The sequence below is a fragment of the Polynucleobacter paludilacus genome (genome assembly GCF_018687595.1).
GTDB lineage: Bacteria > Pseudomonadota > Gammaproteobacteria > Burkholderiales > Burkholderiaceae > Polynucleobacter > Polynucleobacter paludilacus.
The window spans coordinates 693,979-711,663 of sequence record NZ_CP061298.1 but is presented as its reverse complement, the minus strand read 5'-3'; the positions used below and the strand labels follow the sequence as shown (position 1 = coordinate 711,663).

The following is a 17,685-nucleotide window of genomic DNA, read 5'->3' as shown; positions in this document are numbered from 1 at the left end:
CTTGATCTGTAATGTAATGTCTTGTTCAGACTGTCATGGGGTTTGGCTTAGCGCTATCAATGCCATACTTCTTGATAGCTTCGGCTAATTTCTGGCGATCAAGCTGGCCAGCATCGACTAAAGAACGCAAGGCAGTCAATACCACCCAACGGCGATCTACCTCGAAGAAATCACGTAAGTTCTCGCGCGTATCGGAACGGCCAAAGCCATCCGTACCCAAGACTTCATATTGACGACCGATATGCTGAATCGCTGGGCGGATCTGTTCGGCAAATACACGAACATAGTCTGTTGCTGCAATCACAGGCCCAGCAGTACCCTTCAGACATTTCTCAACATGAGAAAGCGCTGGTTCGCTGGTTGGATTGAGTAAGTTATGACGATGAACTGCATTCCAATCACGCGCTAATTCTGTAAAGCTTGGGCATCCCCATAAATCAGAGGCAACACCCCACTCTTTGTGCAAGATTTCTGCAGCTTCGATCACTTCGCGGAAGATCGTGCCAGAGCCTAAAAGTTGTACACGCAGTTTTGCGTTAGGTTCTCCAACCGATTTGAGTTTGTACATGCCCTTGATGATGTCTTGCTCTGCGCCCTTAGGCATTGCAGGATGGGCGTAGTTTTCATTCATCAAGGTGATGTAGTAATACACATCTTCTTGGGCCTCAAGCATGCGACGCATACCATCTTGAATCACTACGGCCAGTTCGAAGGAGAATGTAGGGTCATAGCTAACGCAGTTAGGTACTGCAGCACTCCACACTTGACTATGGCCATCTTCATGCTGCAAGCCTTCGCCATTCAAAGTGGTTCTACCCGCAGTGCCGCCGAGCAAGAAACCGCGACTGCGCATATCACCTGCTGCCCAAGCTAAGTCACCGATACGCTGGAAACCAAACATGGAGTAGAAAATATAGAAAGGCAACATGGGCACGCCATGGGTTGAGTAAGAGGTCGCTGCAGCAATCCAATCACACATGCCACCCGCTTCATTAATACCCTCTTGCAAAATCTGGCCAGTCTTATGTTCCTTATAGAACATCAATTGATCATGATCTTCGGGTGTGTACAGTTGTCCAAGTTGACTCCAAATACCGAGCTGACGGAACATCCCCTCCATACCAAAGGTACGAGATTCGTCCGGCACGATTGGAACCACTCGCTGGCCGATGGTCTTGTCGCGTACGATCGTATTGAGAATACGAACAAAGGCCATCGTCGTTGAGATTTCTCGACCTTCAGTGGTTGCCTCAAGCATAGGTGCAAATACTTCCAGGCTTGGTACTGGCAAACTTTCTGCTTTCATGCGGCGTTGTGGCAGATATCCGCCCAACTCCTGACGACGCGCCTTCATGTACTCTAATTCTGGGCTACCTTCAGCAAAGTTCACCAGCGGAATTTCTTCGAGGTCAGCATCCTTTACTGGAATCTCAAAACGATCGCGGAAGCGACGCACATCATCCGGATTCATTTTCTTAGCTTGGTGCGCAATATTCATCGCCTCACCTGAGCCGCCCATACCGTAACCCTTAATCGTATGCGCCAAGATCACAGTAGGCTCATCTTGGTGATTGACTGCCGCATGGAAGGCAGCATAGACTTTATGAGGATCGTGACCTCCACGATTGAGCTGCCAAATTTCTTCATCACTCCAATCGCTGACCAATGCTTTCAGTTCAGGAGTGTTAAATACGATCTCGCGAACATAAGCGCCGTTCTTCGATTTCATGGTTTGATACTGACCATCAACGATCTCGCCGAGGCGCTGCATCAAGATGCCCTTTTTATCTCGAGCAAAGAGTGCGTCCCACTGTCCGCCCCAAACGACCTTAATCACGTTCCAACCAGCACCACGGAACTCACTCTCGAGCTCCTGAATAATTTTGCCATTCCCGCGTACAGGTCCGTCTAAGCGCTGTAAGTTGCAATTGATCACAAAGATCAAGTTGTCGAGTTTCTCGCGACCGGCCATCCCAATTGCACCAAGAGACTCTGGTTCATCGGTTTCACCATCACCCAAAAAGGCCCAAACTTTACGACCATCAGTTTTTGCCAAACCACGATCACGCAAGTAGCGCATGAAGCGCGCTTGATAAATGGCCATGATGGGACCTAAGCCCATTGAGACCGTTGGGAACTGCCAAAAATCGGGCATCAACCAAGGATGTGGGTAGCTTGAGATTCCCTTGCCACCCACCTCTTGGCGGAAGTTGTTCAGCTGCTCATCAGTCAAGCGGCCCAACATGTAGGCACGGGCATAGACACCAGGGGCTGAGTGACCTTGAACAAAAATCAAATCACCGCCATGCTCTGGGGATGGTGCATGCCAGAAATGGTTAAAGCCAATGTCATATAAAGTTGCCGCGGATTGGAATGAAGAAATATGGCCGCCAACGTTCGTGTCCTTATTGGCACGTAACACCATCGCCATCGCATTCCAGCGTGTGTAAGAACGAATCCGGTGCTCAATGTTCTGATCACCAGGCAATCTGGCCTGCTGCTCAACCGGAATGGTATTAATGTAGGGAGTCTCTGCATGAAATGCTTGCTCAACGCCATTGACACGAGCATGCGCAATTTGCTGATCAATTAAGAAGGCGGCACGATCAACACCTTCATTGCGGATCACACCATCCAGCGCTTGGAGCCACTCTTGAGTCTCCACAGGATCTTGGTCAGATGCCTTACTCGAACCTAAGATTTGATCTGGTATCGCAGCCATGATGGTCTCCCTTTAATATTTTTTGTATATCTTTTTTGTTGATCTATTAAACACTCTTTTGATGTTAGAGATTCTAGAAGGGGTTTATTTCATGAACAAGTAATTTTCCACATAATGATAATATTTCTCATAATATGGAATTATGCTGCGATGCATCCTGGATTAAATACAACAGGATGATGAGGCAAAATGACTTAGAAATGAAAAAACAAGTGCCGCTATCAAATTGGTTATTAAAGCCCCTGAGATGGATCCGAAAAATACGGGGATTTAGGCTCGTCTACACCCCACTCGTCTACACCCCACTGATGGCCATCGTGATATTCACTGCCGTGATGGGTGTCATCTTAGGAACACTGCAATTACAAGAAAAAAATCAGCAAGAGGCGGCCCTATTTCGGGAACTCGTCTTCGCCAAGCAACGCATACAACTGCGCTTTAATAGTAATGCCGATAGCCTTCTGGCCATCAGCCGAGAACTTGCCGCCAGCAATGATGAAATGAAGGTTCGGGCCAACGCATTGCAACAAGCCGAGACTTTATTGGGCGATGAACATGAAATCCGTAAGCTATTTTGGCTCAATAAAAATAATGAAGTGCAATGGGTGGCGCAGGCCAACCGGAATAAGAAAGACTTGGGACTCGGTGACGGGCAAAGTGCTGAGCAAATCAACCTTGTCAAAGAGTCATTACGCAAAACGATCAATATCAGTCAAGCAACCGGCCAACCTGCTTATAGCCAGTTTGTAGCGCTTGATGACAAACAGGTAGATCCAATCGTCCGAGAAAAAAGGATTATTTTTTGGCAGGTAGTGCCCATTTCAAATGGTCTTGATAATCTCGGCGTGATAGCAGCGCTCTACAGCACTCAAGGGATCCTCGATGTGATTCCGGCGGAGTTAAAAGCCCAGTATCGCTTTACCTTGATGACGGATAACGATCGCGTGCTCGCTATTTCTTCAGATCGAGATACACCCAAACGGGCATTTAGCAATCAAACCAGTCTTGATATTGGGGTTCTCAGCCCTAATCTCACTTTACGAATTGACACTTACCCAGCGCCAACCAATCTCACCTTCCGCATGCTCGTTGGCGTTGTTTTAGGCCTGAGTGCTTTCGTGATTTGGAGTTTGTGGTCAGTGCTAAAACAAATGCAAGTGCGTCAGGAAGCAGAGGCCAACCTGAAAGCCGAGACAAATTTCCGAAATGCAATGGAGGATTCCACACCAGTGGGCATTCGGGGTCATGCTATGGATGGGCGCATCACCTATGTCAATAAAGCCTTTTGTGAAATGACTGGCTGGGAAGAAAAAGATCTCATTGGCCTAAAGCCCCCATTCCCTTTCTGGCCTGAAGATAAAAAGGATGCTCAAGAGGAGCAGATGAATTTAGCCTTAAATCCCAAGCATTACCATGAGATGAAAGAGGGAATTCGGGGCATCATTGTTCGACATGATGGATCACCCATAGACACCAGAACCTTTATCGCCCCTTTGGTCAATGAGAAAGGCATTCAAAATGGCTGGGTAACCACAGTGATTGATATTACTGAGTCAACTAAAGTTCGGGAAAAATTAGCCGCCTCTCAAGAGCGTTTTATTACAGTACTTGAAGGTTTAGATGCTGCAGTATCTGTGGTGTCAATCGAAACAGGCGCTCTGCTATTTGCGAATCGCTTCTATCGGGAACGTTTTGGCGATGACTCGAAGGGACACTTTGATCTAGTGGGTGGGCAAATGGCTCATCATGCAATGCAAGAGCTGACTGAAGAATCTTCCGATCAGAATCCAGGCATCCCGCCATCCGCCCTCTACCAAGAATCCGAATCCGAAGAAATTCAACTCATTGGCGATTCGTCGAAATGGTATGAAGTTCGTCGACGCTTCATTCCCTGGGTTGATGAGAGCTTGGCTCAACTCTTAATTGCTACAGACATCACCGCTCGCAAAGAATCCGATGAGCTAACTCGCCAGCAAGAAGAGAAGATGCAATTCACTAGCCGCTTGACGACGATGGGTGAAATGGCCTCCTCTTTAGCCCATGAATTAAATCAACCCCTATCAGCGATCTCGAATTACTGCATGGGGGTTGCGAAACGTTTGCAAGGCTCAACCGAGGTGGATATCCCGCGCGACATTTTGCCCGCACTAGAAAAAGCATCTGAGCAAGCAGTGCGAGCAGGCACCATTATTCAACGTATTCGTGGCTTTGTTAAACGCAGCGAGCTGCAACGTAAGCTCTGCTCGATCGCTGACATTATTAATGATGCGGTCGGTCTCGTAGAAATCGAGGCCAATCGACATCGCCTATCGATCGTCTCCTCAGTTACAGAGAATCTTCCCGAAGTCCCTGTCGATCCGGTATTAGTTCTCCAGGTCTTGGTCAATCTCCTGAAAAATGCCCTTGATAGCATGCGTGAAGCTTATCCCTCGTCTTCCCGCTGGTCGGCCCCTCCGGTCAAAATTACCGCCGATTTAGACACTAGTACCTTCCCGGCCATGCTCCGTATCCAGGTCTCAGATACTGGCGGTGGTATCTCAGAGGCGGTCATTGAGCGCATGTTTGAGCCTTTCTTCAGCACCAAAGCTGAAGGTATGGGCATGGGGCTCAATATTTGCCGTTCGATTATTGAATCCCACCATGGCCGACTTTGGGCCAAAAACCAGATGGATGCCGAGCGGACCAAGCTCTCGGGCTGCACCTTTACAATACTCCTACCCTTAGAATCTTCCGAAAGCCGGGAAACTGAAAATGAACGTAATAGCCAAACCAAACCAAGCTGAAGTGGTTTATGTCGTAGATGACGATGAAGCTGTCCGTGACTCCCTAACTTGGCTTTTAGAAAGTAATGGTTATGTGGTCAGATGCCACGCCAGTGCTGAACGTTTTATGCAATCCTTACAAAGCACCGATAAATCGACAATTTCTTGTGCCATCTTGGATGTCCGGATGCCAGGCATGTCCGGCCTTGAATTGCAAGAGCGCTTGATCAGTGAAAACTATCCCATGCCAATCGCTTTCATCACCGGTCATGGCGATGTCTCGATGGCTGTGTCTACTATGAAACGTGGTGCCGTTGATTTTATTGAAAAGCCATTTAAAGAAAATGATCTTTGCAGCTTAGTTGATCGCATGCTTGCTAAAGCACGGGTTGATTACTCACAAGCGAATCACCGCAAAATTACGCAAAGCTTGCTCAGCAAGTTAACTGGGCGCGAAAGACAAGTGCTTGAGCGTATTGTGGCTGGTCGTTTGAATAAACAAATTGCGGATGACTTAAGCATCTCCATTAAAACTGTAGAAGCACACCGGGCCAATATCATGGAGAAGCTCAACGTGAACACCGTTGCTGATTTGCTCCGCTTAGCCTTATCCGACCCTCAGCCAAATACATAATGCCTGCGCAGTTATTAGACGGAAATCTCCTTTCGAAAAAACTCCGTGCAGAAATTGCTGCACGTGCCGCGATTCTGACTGCGAAAGGTGTTCGGCCTGGACTTGCAGTGATCGTGATTGGCGATAACCCTGCTAGTCAAGTCTATGTCCGCAATAAAGTCAGAGCTTGCGAAGATGTCGGCTTTCATTCTGTACTAGAGCGTTATTCTGCTGAACTGGGAGAAGAAGAATTACTGGCTCGGATTGCCACTCTCAATGCAGACCCAGCAATTCATGGAATCTTGGTGCAATTACCCTTACCTGAGCACATTGCAGCTGAGCGTGTACTCGAGGCAATCGCCCCCGAAAAAGATGTCGATGGCTTCCATGTCGCAAATGCCGGCGCTTTAATGGTTGGTAAGCCTGAGTTCAAGCCCTGCACTCCCTACGGTTGTATGAAAATCCTCGAGAGTATTGATTATCCAATTCGTGGTGCGCGCGCAGTCATTGTGGGAGCCTCAAATATTGTTGGTAAACCCATGGCAATGCTGCTTTTACAAGCCGGGGCAACCGTCACGATTTGTAATAGCAAAACTCGAGATTTAGCACACCATACTAAAGATGCTGATATCTTGGTGGTCGCTACAGGCAAGCCTCACATGGTCTCGGGTGACATGATTAAAACAGGTGCTGTTGTCATTGACGTTGGCATTAACCGTCTTCCTGATGGCAAGCTTTGTGGGGACGTTGACTTTGATACTGCCAAGTATGTTGCCGGCTGGATTACTCCAGTTCCAGGAGGTGTGGGTCCCATGACGATTACGATGTTGCTCATGAATACCTTAGAGGCGGCTGAGAAAGCGCCTAAGCACTAAATATCCTGCCTATTTTTGGACAAACAATCTTGGCTTACATTAAGCTAGAGGGATGAAACTATCGATCCCGCAAAATCTTCAAGACAACCCTCTTATTACCTTTGGTACCGGTATTCCGCAATACTCAGCAATTTTGCCTGAGCATATTGCTCCTGCCATCAACCATCTTCTTGAGCAAGCCGAGCTGGCAGTAGATCATGCGGTAGCTATAGATACGCCTAGCACTTGGTTAGACTTAGCCGAACCATTGGAAGATGCAACCGAATTACTTAGTCGCGCTTGGGGCGCAATCTCTCATTTAAATAGTGTTGCTGATTCACCAGAACTGCGTGTTGCATATGGAGAGATGCTACCTAAGGTGACCGCCTTCATGTCAAGCCTAGGGCAAAACCTCGCCTTATACGAAAAATTTAAGTTACTGAGCAAGAGTAAGGAATTTTCTAATCTAAGTCGTGCCCAGAAAAAAGTGATTGAGAACTCTTTGAGAGATTTTCGTTTGGGAGGTGCTGAGCTCAGTCCTGTGGATAAGCCCCGCTTCTCTCAAATCCAGGATGAGCAAGCCCAACTCGGCAAAGCATTTTCAGATCATGTCTTAGATGCTACCGATGGATTTGTCCATCTGATTACTGACATATCTGAGTTGGCCGGCCTTCCGGATGATGCCGTAGCTGCTGCTGCAGATACCGCCAAGCAAAAACAGTTAACGGGTTGGGCATTTACGCTGCACTTTCCTTCGTATTACCCAGTAATGCAGTATTCAGAGAATCGGGCTTTACGTAAGCTCTTGTATCAAGCCTATATCACCCGTGCTTCAGAATTAGCGCCTGCGTATGGTCAGGGTCAAATGGCGTGGGACAACACCCAAAATATGTTGGATCAGTTACGCTTGCGCTCTGAAGAGGCGAAGATGTTGGGTTTTGTAAACTACGCCGCCCTGAGTCTGGCGCCAAAGATGGCGCGCAGTGTTGATGAGGTAGACCACTTCCTGAGTGATATTGCACAACGTGCCAGGCCCTTTGCAGAAAGAGATTGGCAAGAATTGCTCTCGTTTGCTAAAGACCATCTTCAACTTGATGACGGTCTACAGCCCTGGGACATTGCGTTTGCCTCAGAAAAACTGAAGCAAGCGCGTTACGCCTTCTCTGAAAATGAACTAAAGCAATACTTCCCTTTGAGCAAAGTGTTAGAAGGACTTTTCAGGGTTATTCAAACCCTGTTTGGAGTCACCATTGAGCCAGCTGACTTACCAACATGGCATCAAGATGTGCAATCTTTTGCGATTCGGAATACCCAAAGAAATATTGTGGCCCACTTTTATCTCGACCCATATGCTCGTCCAGGTAAGCGCGGTGGTGCATGGATGGATGATGCACGAGGCCGTCGCGAATTACCTGATGGTGACATCCAAACCCCGATTGCCTATTTGGTGTGTAACTTTCCAGCCCCAGTCACGGTAGATGGTCAACTGCGTCAGCCCACTATTGCGCATGACGATGTGATTACCCTCTTCCATGAGAGTGGCCATGGCTTACATCACCTCCTGACTCAAGTAGGTGCCTTAGGCGTATCAGGCATCAATGGTGTTGAATGGGATGCCGTCGAATTGCCTAGTCAGTTTATGGAAAATTTCTGCTGGGAATGGGAAGTTTTAGAAAAGATGACGGCTCATGCAGGGACTGGAAAACCACTCCCGCGCGAACTGTTTGACAAGCTCCTGGCGGCCAAGAACTTCCAAAATGGCTTGGGAACCTTACGTCAAATCACCTTCTCCTTACTCGATTGGCGATTGCACTCTACTTTTGATGCCAAATCAGCTCATGGTCAGGCAGTCTTGGATCTTTCTAGAATCATTGCAGGGCAATGTAATGTCATCCCTCAGCCCGAGATTTCTCGCTGGCCAAATACCTTCAGTCATATTTTTGCCGGTGGCTATGCTGCTGGTTACTACAGCTATAAATGGGCTGAAGTACTTTCAGCTGATGCCTATTCTGCGTTTGAGGACGCCGCGAAACTAACTGGAAGCGTCTTAGATCCAGAGACTGGAGCCCGCTACCGTCAAGAAATTTTAGAGGTGGGCGGCAGTCGACCTGCTGCTGAATCCTTTAAGGCGTTTCGAGGACGAGAACCGCAAATCGATGCTCTACTGCGTCATGGCGGCTTAGCTTAAAACTCTGAGCGGTTTTAACTAAGCCTGAATTTCTGCAATGACGGGAGCATGATCAGAGGGTTGCTCCCATGCGCGGGGTTGTTTATCAACCTTGCTAGCACTGCATTTTTGCTCTAGGGCTTTGCTGAGCAAAATGTGATCGATCCGCATACCGGCATTTCTTCTAAAGCCCATCATGCGGTAGTCCCACCAGCTATAGGTTTTAGGTGCTTGCTCAAACATGCGAAATGAATCTACCAAGCCTAAGTTGAGTAGAGATTGAAAAGCACCCCGCTCTGCTGGTGAAACCAAGTTCTGCCCTTCCCATGCTTTCGGATCATGGACATCGTCATCAGTTGGAGCGATATTGAAGTCACCCAATAAAGCCAAGCGCTCACTTTGAGCAAGTTCTGCTTTTAGCCATTGCTGTAGTGCTTCAAGCCAGCTTAGTTTATAAATGAATTTTTCACTACCCGGCGCCTGACCATTCGGAAAATAAGCCGAGATCATCCGAATGGGCTGCATACCTTTGAAGCAGACAGTTGCTGCCAGAATACGTTGTTGCTCATCCACATGACCTGGAATATTGCGAATCGGTTTTAAGAATGCCGTATCGATATCACTGGCAATAGGAGCTAGCGCTGCTTTACGCAAAAGGATAGCAACTCCGTTATAGGTCTTTTGCCCAGCCGCCAAACTAAGATAGCCCGCATCTTCAAGCGCACGATGGGGATATTTTTCATCCGTAAGCTTGAGCTCTTGCAAACAAAGCGCATCAATAGGCGCATTTGCTTTTTCTTGATCTTGCAACCAACGGATTACCTGCTGCAAACGTACCGTCAAAGAATTGACATTCCAAGCTGCGATGCGAACGGAGCTAGTCATCGATACCCAATTCCTGCAACTTACGGGTAATCGTATTACGGCCGATACCTAAACGTTGAGCCGCCTCAACCCGACGACCACGGGTTACTTCAAGCGCCGCTTGGAGAACAGCCTTCTCAAAACGTGAGGTCAAGGCATCAAATACCGACTGATCGCCATCTTGTAACATCTTGACCGCAAGTCGGCCTAAGCCATTTTCCCAATCACTGGTATTGGAACGATTCAGCGCAGGAGCAATTGATGTAGACTCGCCTTGCACAATCACGGCAGGTTCATTAGTAGCCGTGAATAAATCGCTGGGAAGATCTCCGACTCCAATTGTGCTGGCGGGTGTCATGACGGTAAGCCAATGACAGAGGTTTTCCAATTGACGCACATTGCCCGAGAAAGACATATTCGTCATGTGCTGTAGGGCTTCATCCGATAGCTTTTTAGCTTCAACGCCAAGTGACTTTGCACAAGCTTGCATAAAGTGCCGCGCTAACAAAGGAATATCCTCAGAGCGTTCTCTCAGGGGTGGCATACGCAAACGGATGATATTTAAGCGATGCAAAAGATCTTCGCGGAAGAGTCCAGCAGATACTCGCGCCTCTAGGTTCTGATGGGTCGAGGCAATGATACGCACATTGGCTTTAATAGGATCTTGCCCACCAGTGCGATAGAAATGGCCATCAGTAAGCGCTCTGAGCAAACGGGTTTGCAAATCAGCAGAGAGGTCACCAATTTCATCTAAGAATAAGGTGCCGCCCTCTGCTAGCTCAAACCGACCGCGTTTTAGAGTCTGAGCACCTGGAAAGGCTCCTCTTTCATGACCGAACAATTCTGATTCAAGTAATTCTTTTGGTACTGCAGAGCTACTGAAGGTAATGAAAGCACCTTTGGCTCTGGGGCTATGTTTATGCAGAGCCTGGGCTAGCAACTCTTTACCAGTGCCAGATTCACCCATAATCAATACCGTAGCGTGGGACTGTGCCAACCTACCAATCGCCCTGAATACCTCTTGCATCGCTGGTGCTTGGCCAATAACTTCAGATTGGTCTAGCCTCCAATCATCAGCAACCTTGGTGCCTGACTGAGCGCGATCACCCTGCTCAATAGCGCGTCGAATCAGCTCAAGCGCTTTATCCAAATCAAAGGGTTTAGTGAGGTATTCAAAGGCGCCGCTCTGAAATGCAGAAACTGCAGAATCTAAGTCTGAGTAGGCCGTCATGATAATGACAGGTAAATGAGGATGACTCACCTTCACATGCTGGAGAAGGTCTAAGCCGTTCCCACGCGGCATCCGAATATCTGAAATCAAGACACTGGGTGTATCCTTCTCTAGTGCATTCAGGACATCATTAGGGTTGGTAAAGCTACGGTGAGGAATGTCTTCCCGCGTAAGGGCTTTTTCAAGAACCCAACGAATAGATTGATCATCATCGACGATCCAAATTGGTTTCATTCTGATTTCTCCTGCCTGCGATACGGTATTTGAATATGAAAATGGGTATAGCCTGGCTTACTCTCACAAGCAATTGAACCTTGGTGTTGCTGAACAAAGGTTTGCGCCAGGGTCAGCCCTAGGCCACTACCACCCTCTCGTCCAGAAACGAGTGGGAAAAAAATCCGCTCACGAATATCAGCTGGTATCCCAGGACCGTTATCAATCACATCTAGATCCATGGCGAGTTTGTAGCGCTGTTTAGCAATTGTTACCGAGCGGGCCACTCGAGTGCGGAGTTCAATTTGCGCAACCCCTGCCTCAATTTCATTACTGAGTGCTTGAGCCGCATTATGAGCAATATTGAGTACCGCCTGAATCAACTGTTCACGATCACCCAAGAGATCTGGCAGGCTAGTATCGTAATTACGCACGATCTTCAAGCCCTTGGGAAACTCGGCCAACACTAGGCTGCGCACACGCTCTAAAGCCTCATGAACATTGAAATACTCCATCACATGTGCTTTACGATGCGGCGCTAAAAGGCGGTCAACTAAGGTCTGTAAACGATCTGACTCTTTGATGATGACCTGGGTATATTCACGCAAGCCTTTTTCAGGTAACTCGAACTCTAAAAGCTGAGCAGCGCCCCGAATGCCACCAAGCGGATTTTTGATTTCATGAGCTAAATTGCGCATGAGTTCTTTATTCGCTTCGACCTGCTGCGTTACCCGCTCATCTCTCTCCGTTCGCAACTGCTGATCAATCGGAAACCACTCCATCAACATGAATTCAGAGTCATCCATCAGAGCAATCACAACATGGGCGGGTATTGTCTCTTGATGAATGCTACCTGGTAAAGAATGGAGCAAAAGTTCCTGACGTTGAGCTGGAACTTGACCGCGCCTAACTTCAGAGATCATTTCCTTGAGTTGCAGGTTATCGCCAAACAAATCTTGGAAGTTTTGGCCTTCCAGCGATTTACGTGAAAGATCCAAAGCAGACTCTGCAGCAGGATTTACATATACCAGCTGCTGACTATCTGCCTCGAAAATCACGATGGCATTAGGAATTTGATCGAGCAATGTCGGAAAAAAAGGAGCAGCCGAAGCTGCTCCCTTGAACGAATTGCGCAATAAACCTGCGCTCAAGTTCTTTCCTTCTCTTACAGGGAGTAATACATTTCAAATTCGACTGGATGGGTAGTCATACGGAAACGTGTGACCTCTTCCATCTTCAATGCAATGTAAGCATCCAACATCGAATTGGTAAACACACCACCACGGGTCAAGAATTCGCGATCCTTGTCCAAGCACTCCAAAGCTTGATCTAAGCTATGGCATACAGTTGGAATCTTTGCATCCTCTTCTGGTGGCAAATCATACAAGTTCTTGTCAGCCGCTTCACCTGGGTGAATCTTGTTCTGTACACCATCCAAACCGGCCATCAACAAGGCAGAGAACGCCAAGTATGGGTTAGCCAATGGATCTGGGAAGCGAGTTTCAATACGACGACCCTTAGGATTTGAAACATAAGGAATACGGATCGACGCAGAACGGTTGCGAGCTGAGTAAGCCAACTTCACTGGCGCCTCAAAGCCTGGTACCAAACGCTTGTAGGAGTTGGTGCCTGGGTTGGTGATCGCATTCAGGGCACGGGCGTGTTTGATGATGCCGCCGATGTAGTACAGAGCAAACTCGGACAAACCTGAGTAGCCGTTACCAGCAAACAAGTTCTCACCATTCTTCCAAACGGATTGGTGAACGTGCATACCGGAACCGTTATCGCCAACGACTGGCTTTGGCATAAACGTTGCTGTCTTGCCATAAGCATGAGCAACGTTTTGCACAACATACTTTTGCCAGATGGTCCAATCAGCGCGTTGTACCAATGTGCTGAACTTGGTACCCAATTCGTTTTGGCCTTGGCCAGCCACTTCATGGTGATGCACTTCAACTGGAATACCTAAAGATTCGAGAATCAAGCACATCTCTGAACGCATATCTTGGAAGCTATCTACTGGAGCAACTGGGAAATAACCGCCCTTTTTACCTGGACGATGTCCGGTATTGCCACCTTCAAGGTCAAGACCGGACGACCATGGAGCCTCTTCAGAAATAATCTTGACTGAGCAACCTTGCATATCGACATTCCACTGAACGCCATCAAATACAAAGAACTCTGGCTCAGGACCAAAGTAAGCAGCATCACCTAGACCACTGCTCTTTAAATACGCTTCAGCGCGTTTGGCAATGGAGCGTGGATCGCGGTCATAACCTTTGCCATCAGATGGCTCGATCACGTCGCAAGTCAAAACCAAAGTGGACTCTTCATAGAATGGGTCGATGTATGCAGCTGTTGGATCTGGCATCAACAACATGTCAGAAGCTTCAATCCCCTTCCAACCTGCGATGGAGGAACCGTCAAATGCATGACCGCTTTCAAATTTGTCTTCGTTAAATGCAGAAATAGGTACTGATACGTGCTGTTCTTTACCCTTGGTATCAACAAAACGGAAATCAACAAAAGTACATTCTTTTTCTTTAACTAACTTCATTACATCGGCGACGGTCTTGGTCATGCAACTCTCCTGTGTTATCTAATTTCGGAATCTCAATAAGTAGGTCAACAACACCTATTTGATGCAGCTAATTTACTCAAGCAAGCTAGCGTTGAATAGCATTATTGCACTATTTAAGTGCTAAAAAGGATCTCTATCAGGCTCTAGGGCCTATAAATGCACCAAATTAGTGCAATCATGAAGGGTGGAGATCGTGAATTTCATAGCCGAGAGATTGTGTACCAGTTCTGAGGGCCAGCCAAGCACTTTGAAGCAAATCGGCATTACCTTTAATGCCTAGTTCGATATGACGCTCTGCAAACACACCCCCTCTAGTAGGATCACCAATAGAGGGAAGGCTAAAGACTTTTACGCCCGGAAAACTCCCCTCGATCCGCTCCATCAGCGGGGTCAAGGTGGATTCAATCCCCTTGGGGACTATGAAGCTTCGCTCAGACCAATTCTCTTGATGAAATAAGTCTTTGTAAAAGTGATCAAGACACCAAGCCATCATTGGGGCAGCCATCACCGGAAAGCCCGGAACAAAGTAATGCTCTTTAATCCAAAAACCCGGAATCTGGTTATAGGGGTTAGGGATGATCTCGCTCCCAATCGGGAACTCGCCCATCTTGAAGCGATGTTGGTTCTCGGGTGTATTGAGATCGGTGTTAATGGGATCACCTTCTGCCATCGCCTGAATGCGTCCCGCTATCAGCTCTTGGGCGCTTGGATGTAATTGCGTTTTCGTGCCTAGTGCTAATGCTGCGCACTGCCTCGTATGGTCATCGGGTGTTGCCCCAATACCGCCAGTGCTAAACACCACGTCACCACTCACAAAAGTGTCTCTGAGACATGCGGTAATTTGAGCAGGATCATCAGGCAGATAACGAGCCCATGACAAGCTTAAACCTCGCTCACTAAGCAACTCAATCATTTTGCTCATATGCTTGTCTTGACGCTTACCTGACAAAATTTCATCGCCAATCACAATCAAGCCAAACCGTCTTGAGCTCTTTGCTGCATCGCTTGGCAACTCAATCTCTACTATTTTTAAAGCATCAACCATCTCACTGCTCTCCACTATCCAGTACACGAGTCTCTACAACAAGGGCTTGATTGAGCTCATCTTCTCTTAAATTCTGAAGCGCATCCAATAGGAAATGAGAAAACCATAAACCTGCAAAAACAAAGATTAAGGAATAGATCCACAAAGCCACAAAACTCACAATCGGAAATAAGACTAAAGCCAATGCTGAAGTAGCCCAAAAGAAAGTTGGTACTGCCCCTAACACTCCACAAGCAATTCCCATGACTAATAAAGACCAGCGATATTGCTGAATCAAAGTATCACGCTCTTGGCTGCTCGCATGACGAGCCAACACATCGTAAGCCATTAGGCGCATCGTTAACCAGCCCCATAACAAAGGGGGCAAGATCGCAAATAGAGGTGGAATCCACCAGACTGGCAAGGTCAGCATCACTAGAGCCAAGCAAATGAAGGTAGACCAAACAGTGTAGATTAAGCTTCCGATCAAGCCTCCACCCTGCTTGCATTGCAGGCTACTGTATTGTGATTGTCTGCATAGATTATTGACAATGGTGGGCACCGTTGAGAAAGCAATCAAAACCAACAGGCTAATGGCGATCAGAGGGATCACCAGCATCACAAAAAAGAACGGGGCAATCCAAGCGCGCGCATGATCAAAGCCCGCCCAAATCAGTCCCTCTTGTATCCAATTAGTAAAAATAGAATTGGTCAGAAACGATCCGAGTATTGCCAATGCAGGAGTCCAAGTGAGCCAGATTAGGCTACCCCAAAAAACAGAAATGATTAAAAAGGGGCGCAAACTCAACCACAGCATACGCGGGTGCATAGTGCCGACTAAAGCTAAGCCGAATGCGCGGACTAGCTGCTGGACAGCAATCATGATTTGAATATTGCTCTTGCAGAAGAGCGTAGCGTTTGCCACTGCTGGGTCAGGATATTGTGAGAAAGCTGAAGATCTCGCACACCCGTAGGGTAAACCGCTTTACTAAACACGGCGGTCTTAAAGAGCATGTCCCACCAGGGAAACAAAACACCAAAGTTACAACCACCCAATACCCCTGGCTTACCAAGCGCCTCATGTCCGTAGCCTACGGAGTGATGCATGCGGTGGAAAAGGGGTGACACCAATAAATACTTACCAATTCCTAAATCGATATTGAGATTCGCGTGCTGCCAGCTTTGAATAAATTGGCTAATCACGACTAGAAAAATAAATTGGCCTGGTGAGACGCCAAACGAGAGTGCGAAGAAAGCGAAAACAACTGCTCGCAAAATATCATCCAAGAGGTGATTGCGATTATCAGACCATGCAGTCATCACCGTTTGGCTATGATGCAAGGCATGTAATTGCCACCACCAATTAAATGCATGGGTTGCTCGATGGTATAGATACTCCACCAAATCCAGCAAGATCAAATAAATGCAGAAACTGATGATGGGCACTGATGTCACACCAGGCCACCAATCCTCTACATTGAGTCGAGCGAAGCGAAAATCATGCAATACAGAATCCAGTTGGAAAAAGAATCCCGACAAAGCAATAAAGAACAAGCCATGGAAAATGCCAAGACGATGAAATAAGGAATAAACCACATCGGCCTTGCTTGCTTTGGAAAATTTCTCCTGAGGCTCTGCAGGGTTCAAGCGCTCCCAGGTCCGCAGTAGCACGACAATCATCACGATCTGAATACAGCCAAATAGGAACCAATCAATGCCATCAAAGAAGTCCTCAGACCATCCAGTCAGATCGAGTTGATAGAGTAACGGCTCAACTACGCCTGAAAAAATGCGCTCTTGAATAGCGGCATAGGCAGCAGAAATAGCATTAGCAACAGCGGCGAGGGTTAGACTCAGATCCATACCCTATTTTGACTGATTTGAGCTAGTCTTGGGCAGGGTTGCAAAACAAAAACCCCGCTTTTTAAGATTCTCAATCAGAGCCTCTAAAACCGCAGGAGCCCAAGGGTCTTTTCTAGACCAAATTCCCAAATGCGCCATGGTGATGTCGCCATCCTTTATACCCTGACTTGCTTTTTCTAACAGCATGGCATTCGGATATTGATCAGAATTGAGCTCGTCGCCTAAAAAGCCTGCAGGCGCCCAGGCAATATGCTGATAACCACATAAATTACCCATGCTAATGAGCCGGGGCGAGGTCTTGCCACCAGGTGCACGCCAAATTTTTTGTATCGGCTCTCCAGTCAACTCAACAAAGCGCTGATTAACCTCGCGGATATCTTTACAAAAACTGGCCTCACTCATCAACATGGTCTTACCGGCCTCAGGACCAAATTGGGGCTTAATAAATACCTCATTGCGGGGACCGTCTTTAACAAAGTAGTCGTGATCGTAAGTGTGACTGCCAAAGTGATGCCCCTCTTGCACCATCGTCTGCCAAAAAGACTTCCAAGAATCATCTAGCGCGTAATCGCCCCTAAAAGTCTTCTCATTGGCCAAAAAGAACGTTGCCTTCACCTTGTGACGTCTCAAAACCTCAGCCACCGTTTCTGCGACCGACATATTGCCGGTATCAAAAGTAAGGTAGACCGTTTTATTGCAGGAACCCGCTGTTACATTCGTTTGAGCCAGCGCTGAAAAACTCAGTAAAGAAAACAATATCAGAGCAAGTAATGAACGATTGCTCATGCTGT

General features: G+C 47.4%; 13 protein-coding genes. 4 read left to right on the top strand and 9 right to left on the bottom strand.

Annotated features, from left to right (window positions below):
* Positions 1-25 precede the first annotated feature (25 nt).
* Positions 26-2,722, bottom strand: a complete 2,697-nt coding sequence (gene aceE, locus AOC06_RS03780; protein WP_215381348.1) for a pyruvate dehydrogenase (acetyl-transferring), homodimeric type — start codon at positions 2,720-2,722, stop codon at positions 26-28.
* A gap of 200 nt (positions 2,723-2,922) precedes the next feature.
* Between aceE and AOC06_RS03775 the strand changes: the two genes are divergently transcribed.
* Genes AOC06_RS03775 through AOC06_RS03760 form a run of 4 tightly spaced genes read left to right on the top strand, consistent with a single transcriptional unit; the run spans position 2,923 to position 9,139 of the window.
* Positions 2,923-5,505 (top strand): PAS domain-containing sensor histidine kinase, encoded by a 2,583-nt coding sequence (locus tag AOC06_RS03775; RefSeq protein WP_215381346.1) that lies wholly within the window; start codon positions 2,923-2,925, stop codon positions 5,503-5,505.
* The gene (locus AOC06_RS03770; RefSeq protein WP_215272349.1) at positions 5,474-6,118 is read left to right on the top strand and encodes a response regulator transcription factor; all 645 of its coding nucleotides are present in this window, start codon (positions 5,474-5,476) and stop codon (positions 6,116-6,118) included. Before AOC06_RS03775 ends, AOC06_RS03770 begins: the two co-directional genes overlap by 32 nt.
* Positions 6,118-6,972, top strand: coding sequence for a bifunctional methylenetetrahydrofolate dehydrogenase/methenyltetrahydrofolate cyclohydrolase FolD (gene folD / locus AOC06_RS03765; protein ID WP_215381343.1), 855 nt, complete (start codon positions 6,118-6,120; stop codon positions 6,970-6,972). Before AOC06_RS03770 ends, folD begins: the two co-directional genes overlap by 1 nt.
* 52 nt (positions 6,973-7,024) lie before the next feature.
* Positions 7,025-9,139: a M3 family metallopeptidase gene (locus AOC06_RS03760; RefSeq protein WP_215381339.1), complete on the top strand. Its 2,115-nt coding sequence runs from the start codon at positions 7,025-7,027 to the stop codon at positions 9,137-9,139.
* An 18-nt stretch (positions 9,140-9,157) separates the two neighbouring features.
* Here AOC06_RS03760 and xth read toward each other — a convergent pair whose 3' ends face one another.
* The 8 genes from xth to AOC06_RS03720 form a co-directional block, all read right to left on the bottom strand.
* Positions 9,158-10,003 (bottom strand): exodeoxyribonuclease III, encoded by an 846-nt coding sequence (gene xth, locus AOC06_RS03755; protein WP_215381338.1) that lies wholly within the window; start codon positions 10,001-10,003, stop codon positions 9,158-9,160.
* Complete coding sequence (gene ntrC / locus AOC06_RS03750; protein ID WP_215381336.1) at positions 9,996-11,447, bottom strand: nitrogen regulation protein NR(I); 1,452 nt, start codon at positions 11,445-11,447, stop codon at positions 9,996-9,998. The genes xth and ntrC overlap by 8 nt, the downstream gene beginning before the upstream one ends.
* Positions 11,444-12,562: a nitrogen regulation protein NR(II) gene (gene glnL / locus AOC06_RS03745; protein WP_439650694.1), complete on the bottom strand. Its 1,119-nt coding sequence runs from the start codon at positions 12,560-12,562 to the stop codon at positions 11,444-11,446. Before glnL ends, ntrC begins: the two co-directional genes overlap by 4 nt.
* 29 nt (positions 12,563-12,591) lie before the next feature.
* Positions 12,592-14,007 (bottom strand): type I glutamate--ammonia ligase, encoded by a 1,416-nt coding sequence (glnA, locus tag AOC06_RS03740; protein WP_215346899.1) that lies wholly within the window; start codon positions 14,005-14,007, stop codon positions 12,592-12,594.
* A 175-nt stretch (positions 14,008-14,182) separates the two neighbouring features.
* A complete protein-coding gene (locus AOC06_RS03735; protein ID WP_215381332.1) occupies positions 14,183-15,052 on the bottom strand; it encodes a competence/damage-inducible protein A in 870 nt (289 codons plus the stop codon).
* A 1-nt stretch (position 15,053) separates the two neighbouring features.
* Positions 15,054-15,914: an EI24 domain-containing protein gene (locus AOC06_RS03730; RefSeq protein ID WP_215381331.1), complete on the bottom strand. Its 861-nt coding sequence runs from the start codon at positions 15,912-15,914 to the stop codon at positions 15,054-15,056.
* The gene (locus AOC06_RS03725) at positions 15,911-16,894 is read right to left on the bottom strand and encodes a sterol desaturase family protein (protein WP_215381329.1); all 984 of its coding nucleotides are present in this window, start codon (positions 16,892-16,894) and stop codon (positions 15,911-15,913) included. Before AOC06_RS03725 ends, AOC06_RS03730 begins: the two co-directional genes overlap by 4 nt.
* Before the next feature lie 3 nt (positions 16,895-16,897).
* Positions 16,898-17,680 carry a polysaccharide deacetylase family protein gene (locus tag AOC06_RS03720; RefSeq protein WP_215381327.1) on the bottom strand — a complete coding sequence of 261 codons (783 nt, stop codon included), beginning with the start codon at positions 17,678-17,680 and terminating at the stop codon, positions 16,898-16,900.
* Positions 17,681-17,685 lie beyond the last annotated feature (5 nt).

Bases quoted from the DNA above. Each gene is read 5' to 3' on its own strand.
- xth (WP_215381338.1), bottom strand. From the start codon at position 10,003: ATGACTAGCTCCGTTCGCATCGCAGCTTGGAATGTCAATTCTTTGACG.
- aceE (WP_215381348.1), bottom strand. From the start codon at position 2,722: ATGGCTGCGATACCAGATCAAATCTTAGGTTCGAGTAAGGCATCTGAC.
- AOC06_RS03720 (WP_215381327.1), bottom strand. From the start codon at position 17,680: ATGAGCAATCGTTCATTACTTGCTCTGATATTGTTTTCTTTACTGAGT.
- ntrC (WP_215381336.1), bottom strand. From the start codon at position 11,447: ATGAAACCAATTTGGATCGTCGATGATGATCAATCTATTCGTTGGGTT.
- AOC06_RS03725 (WP_215381329.1), bottom strand. From the start codon at position 16,894: ATGGATCTGAGTCTAACCCTCGCCGCTGTTGCTAATGCTATTTCTGCT.
- AOC06_RS03730 (WP_215381331.1), bottom strand. From the start codon at position 15,914: ATGATTGCTGTCCAGCAGCTAGTCCGCGCATTCGGCTTAGCTTTAGTC.
- AOC06_RS03775 (WP_215381346.1), top strand. From the start codon at position 2,923: ATGAAAAAACAAGTGCCGCTATCAAATTGGTTATTAAAGCCCCTGAGA.
- folD (WP_215381343.1), top strand. From the start codon at position 6,118: ATGCCTGCGCAGTTATTAGACGGAAATCTCCTTTCGAAAAAACTCCGT.
- AOC06_RS03770 (WP_215272349.1), top strand. From the start codon at position 5,474: ATGAACGTAATAGCCAAACCAAACCAAGCTGAAGTGGTTTATGTCGTA.
- AOC06_RS03735 (WP_215381332.1), bottom strand. From the start codon at position 15,052: ATGGTTGATGCTTTAAAAATAGTAGAGATTGAGTTGCCAAGCGATGCA.
- AOC06_RS03760 (WP_215381339.1), top strand. From the start codon at position 7,025: ATGAAACTATCGATCCCGCAAAATCTTCAAGACAACCCTCTTATTACC.
- glnA (WP_215346899.1), bottom strand. From the start codon at position 14,007: ATGACCAAGACCGTCGCCGATGTAATGAAGTTAGTTAAAGAAAAAGAA.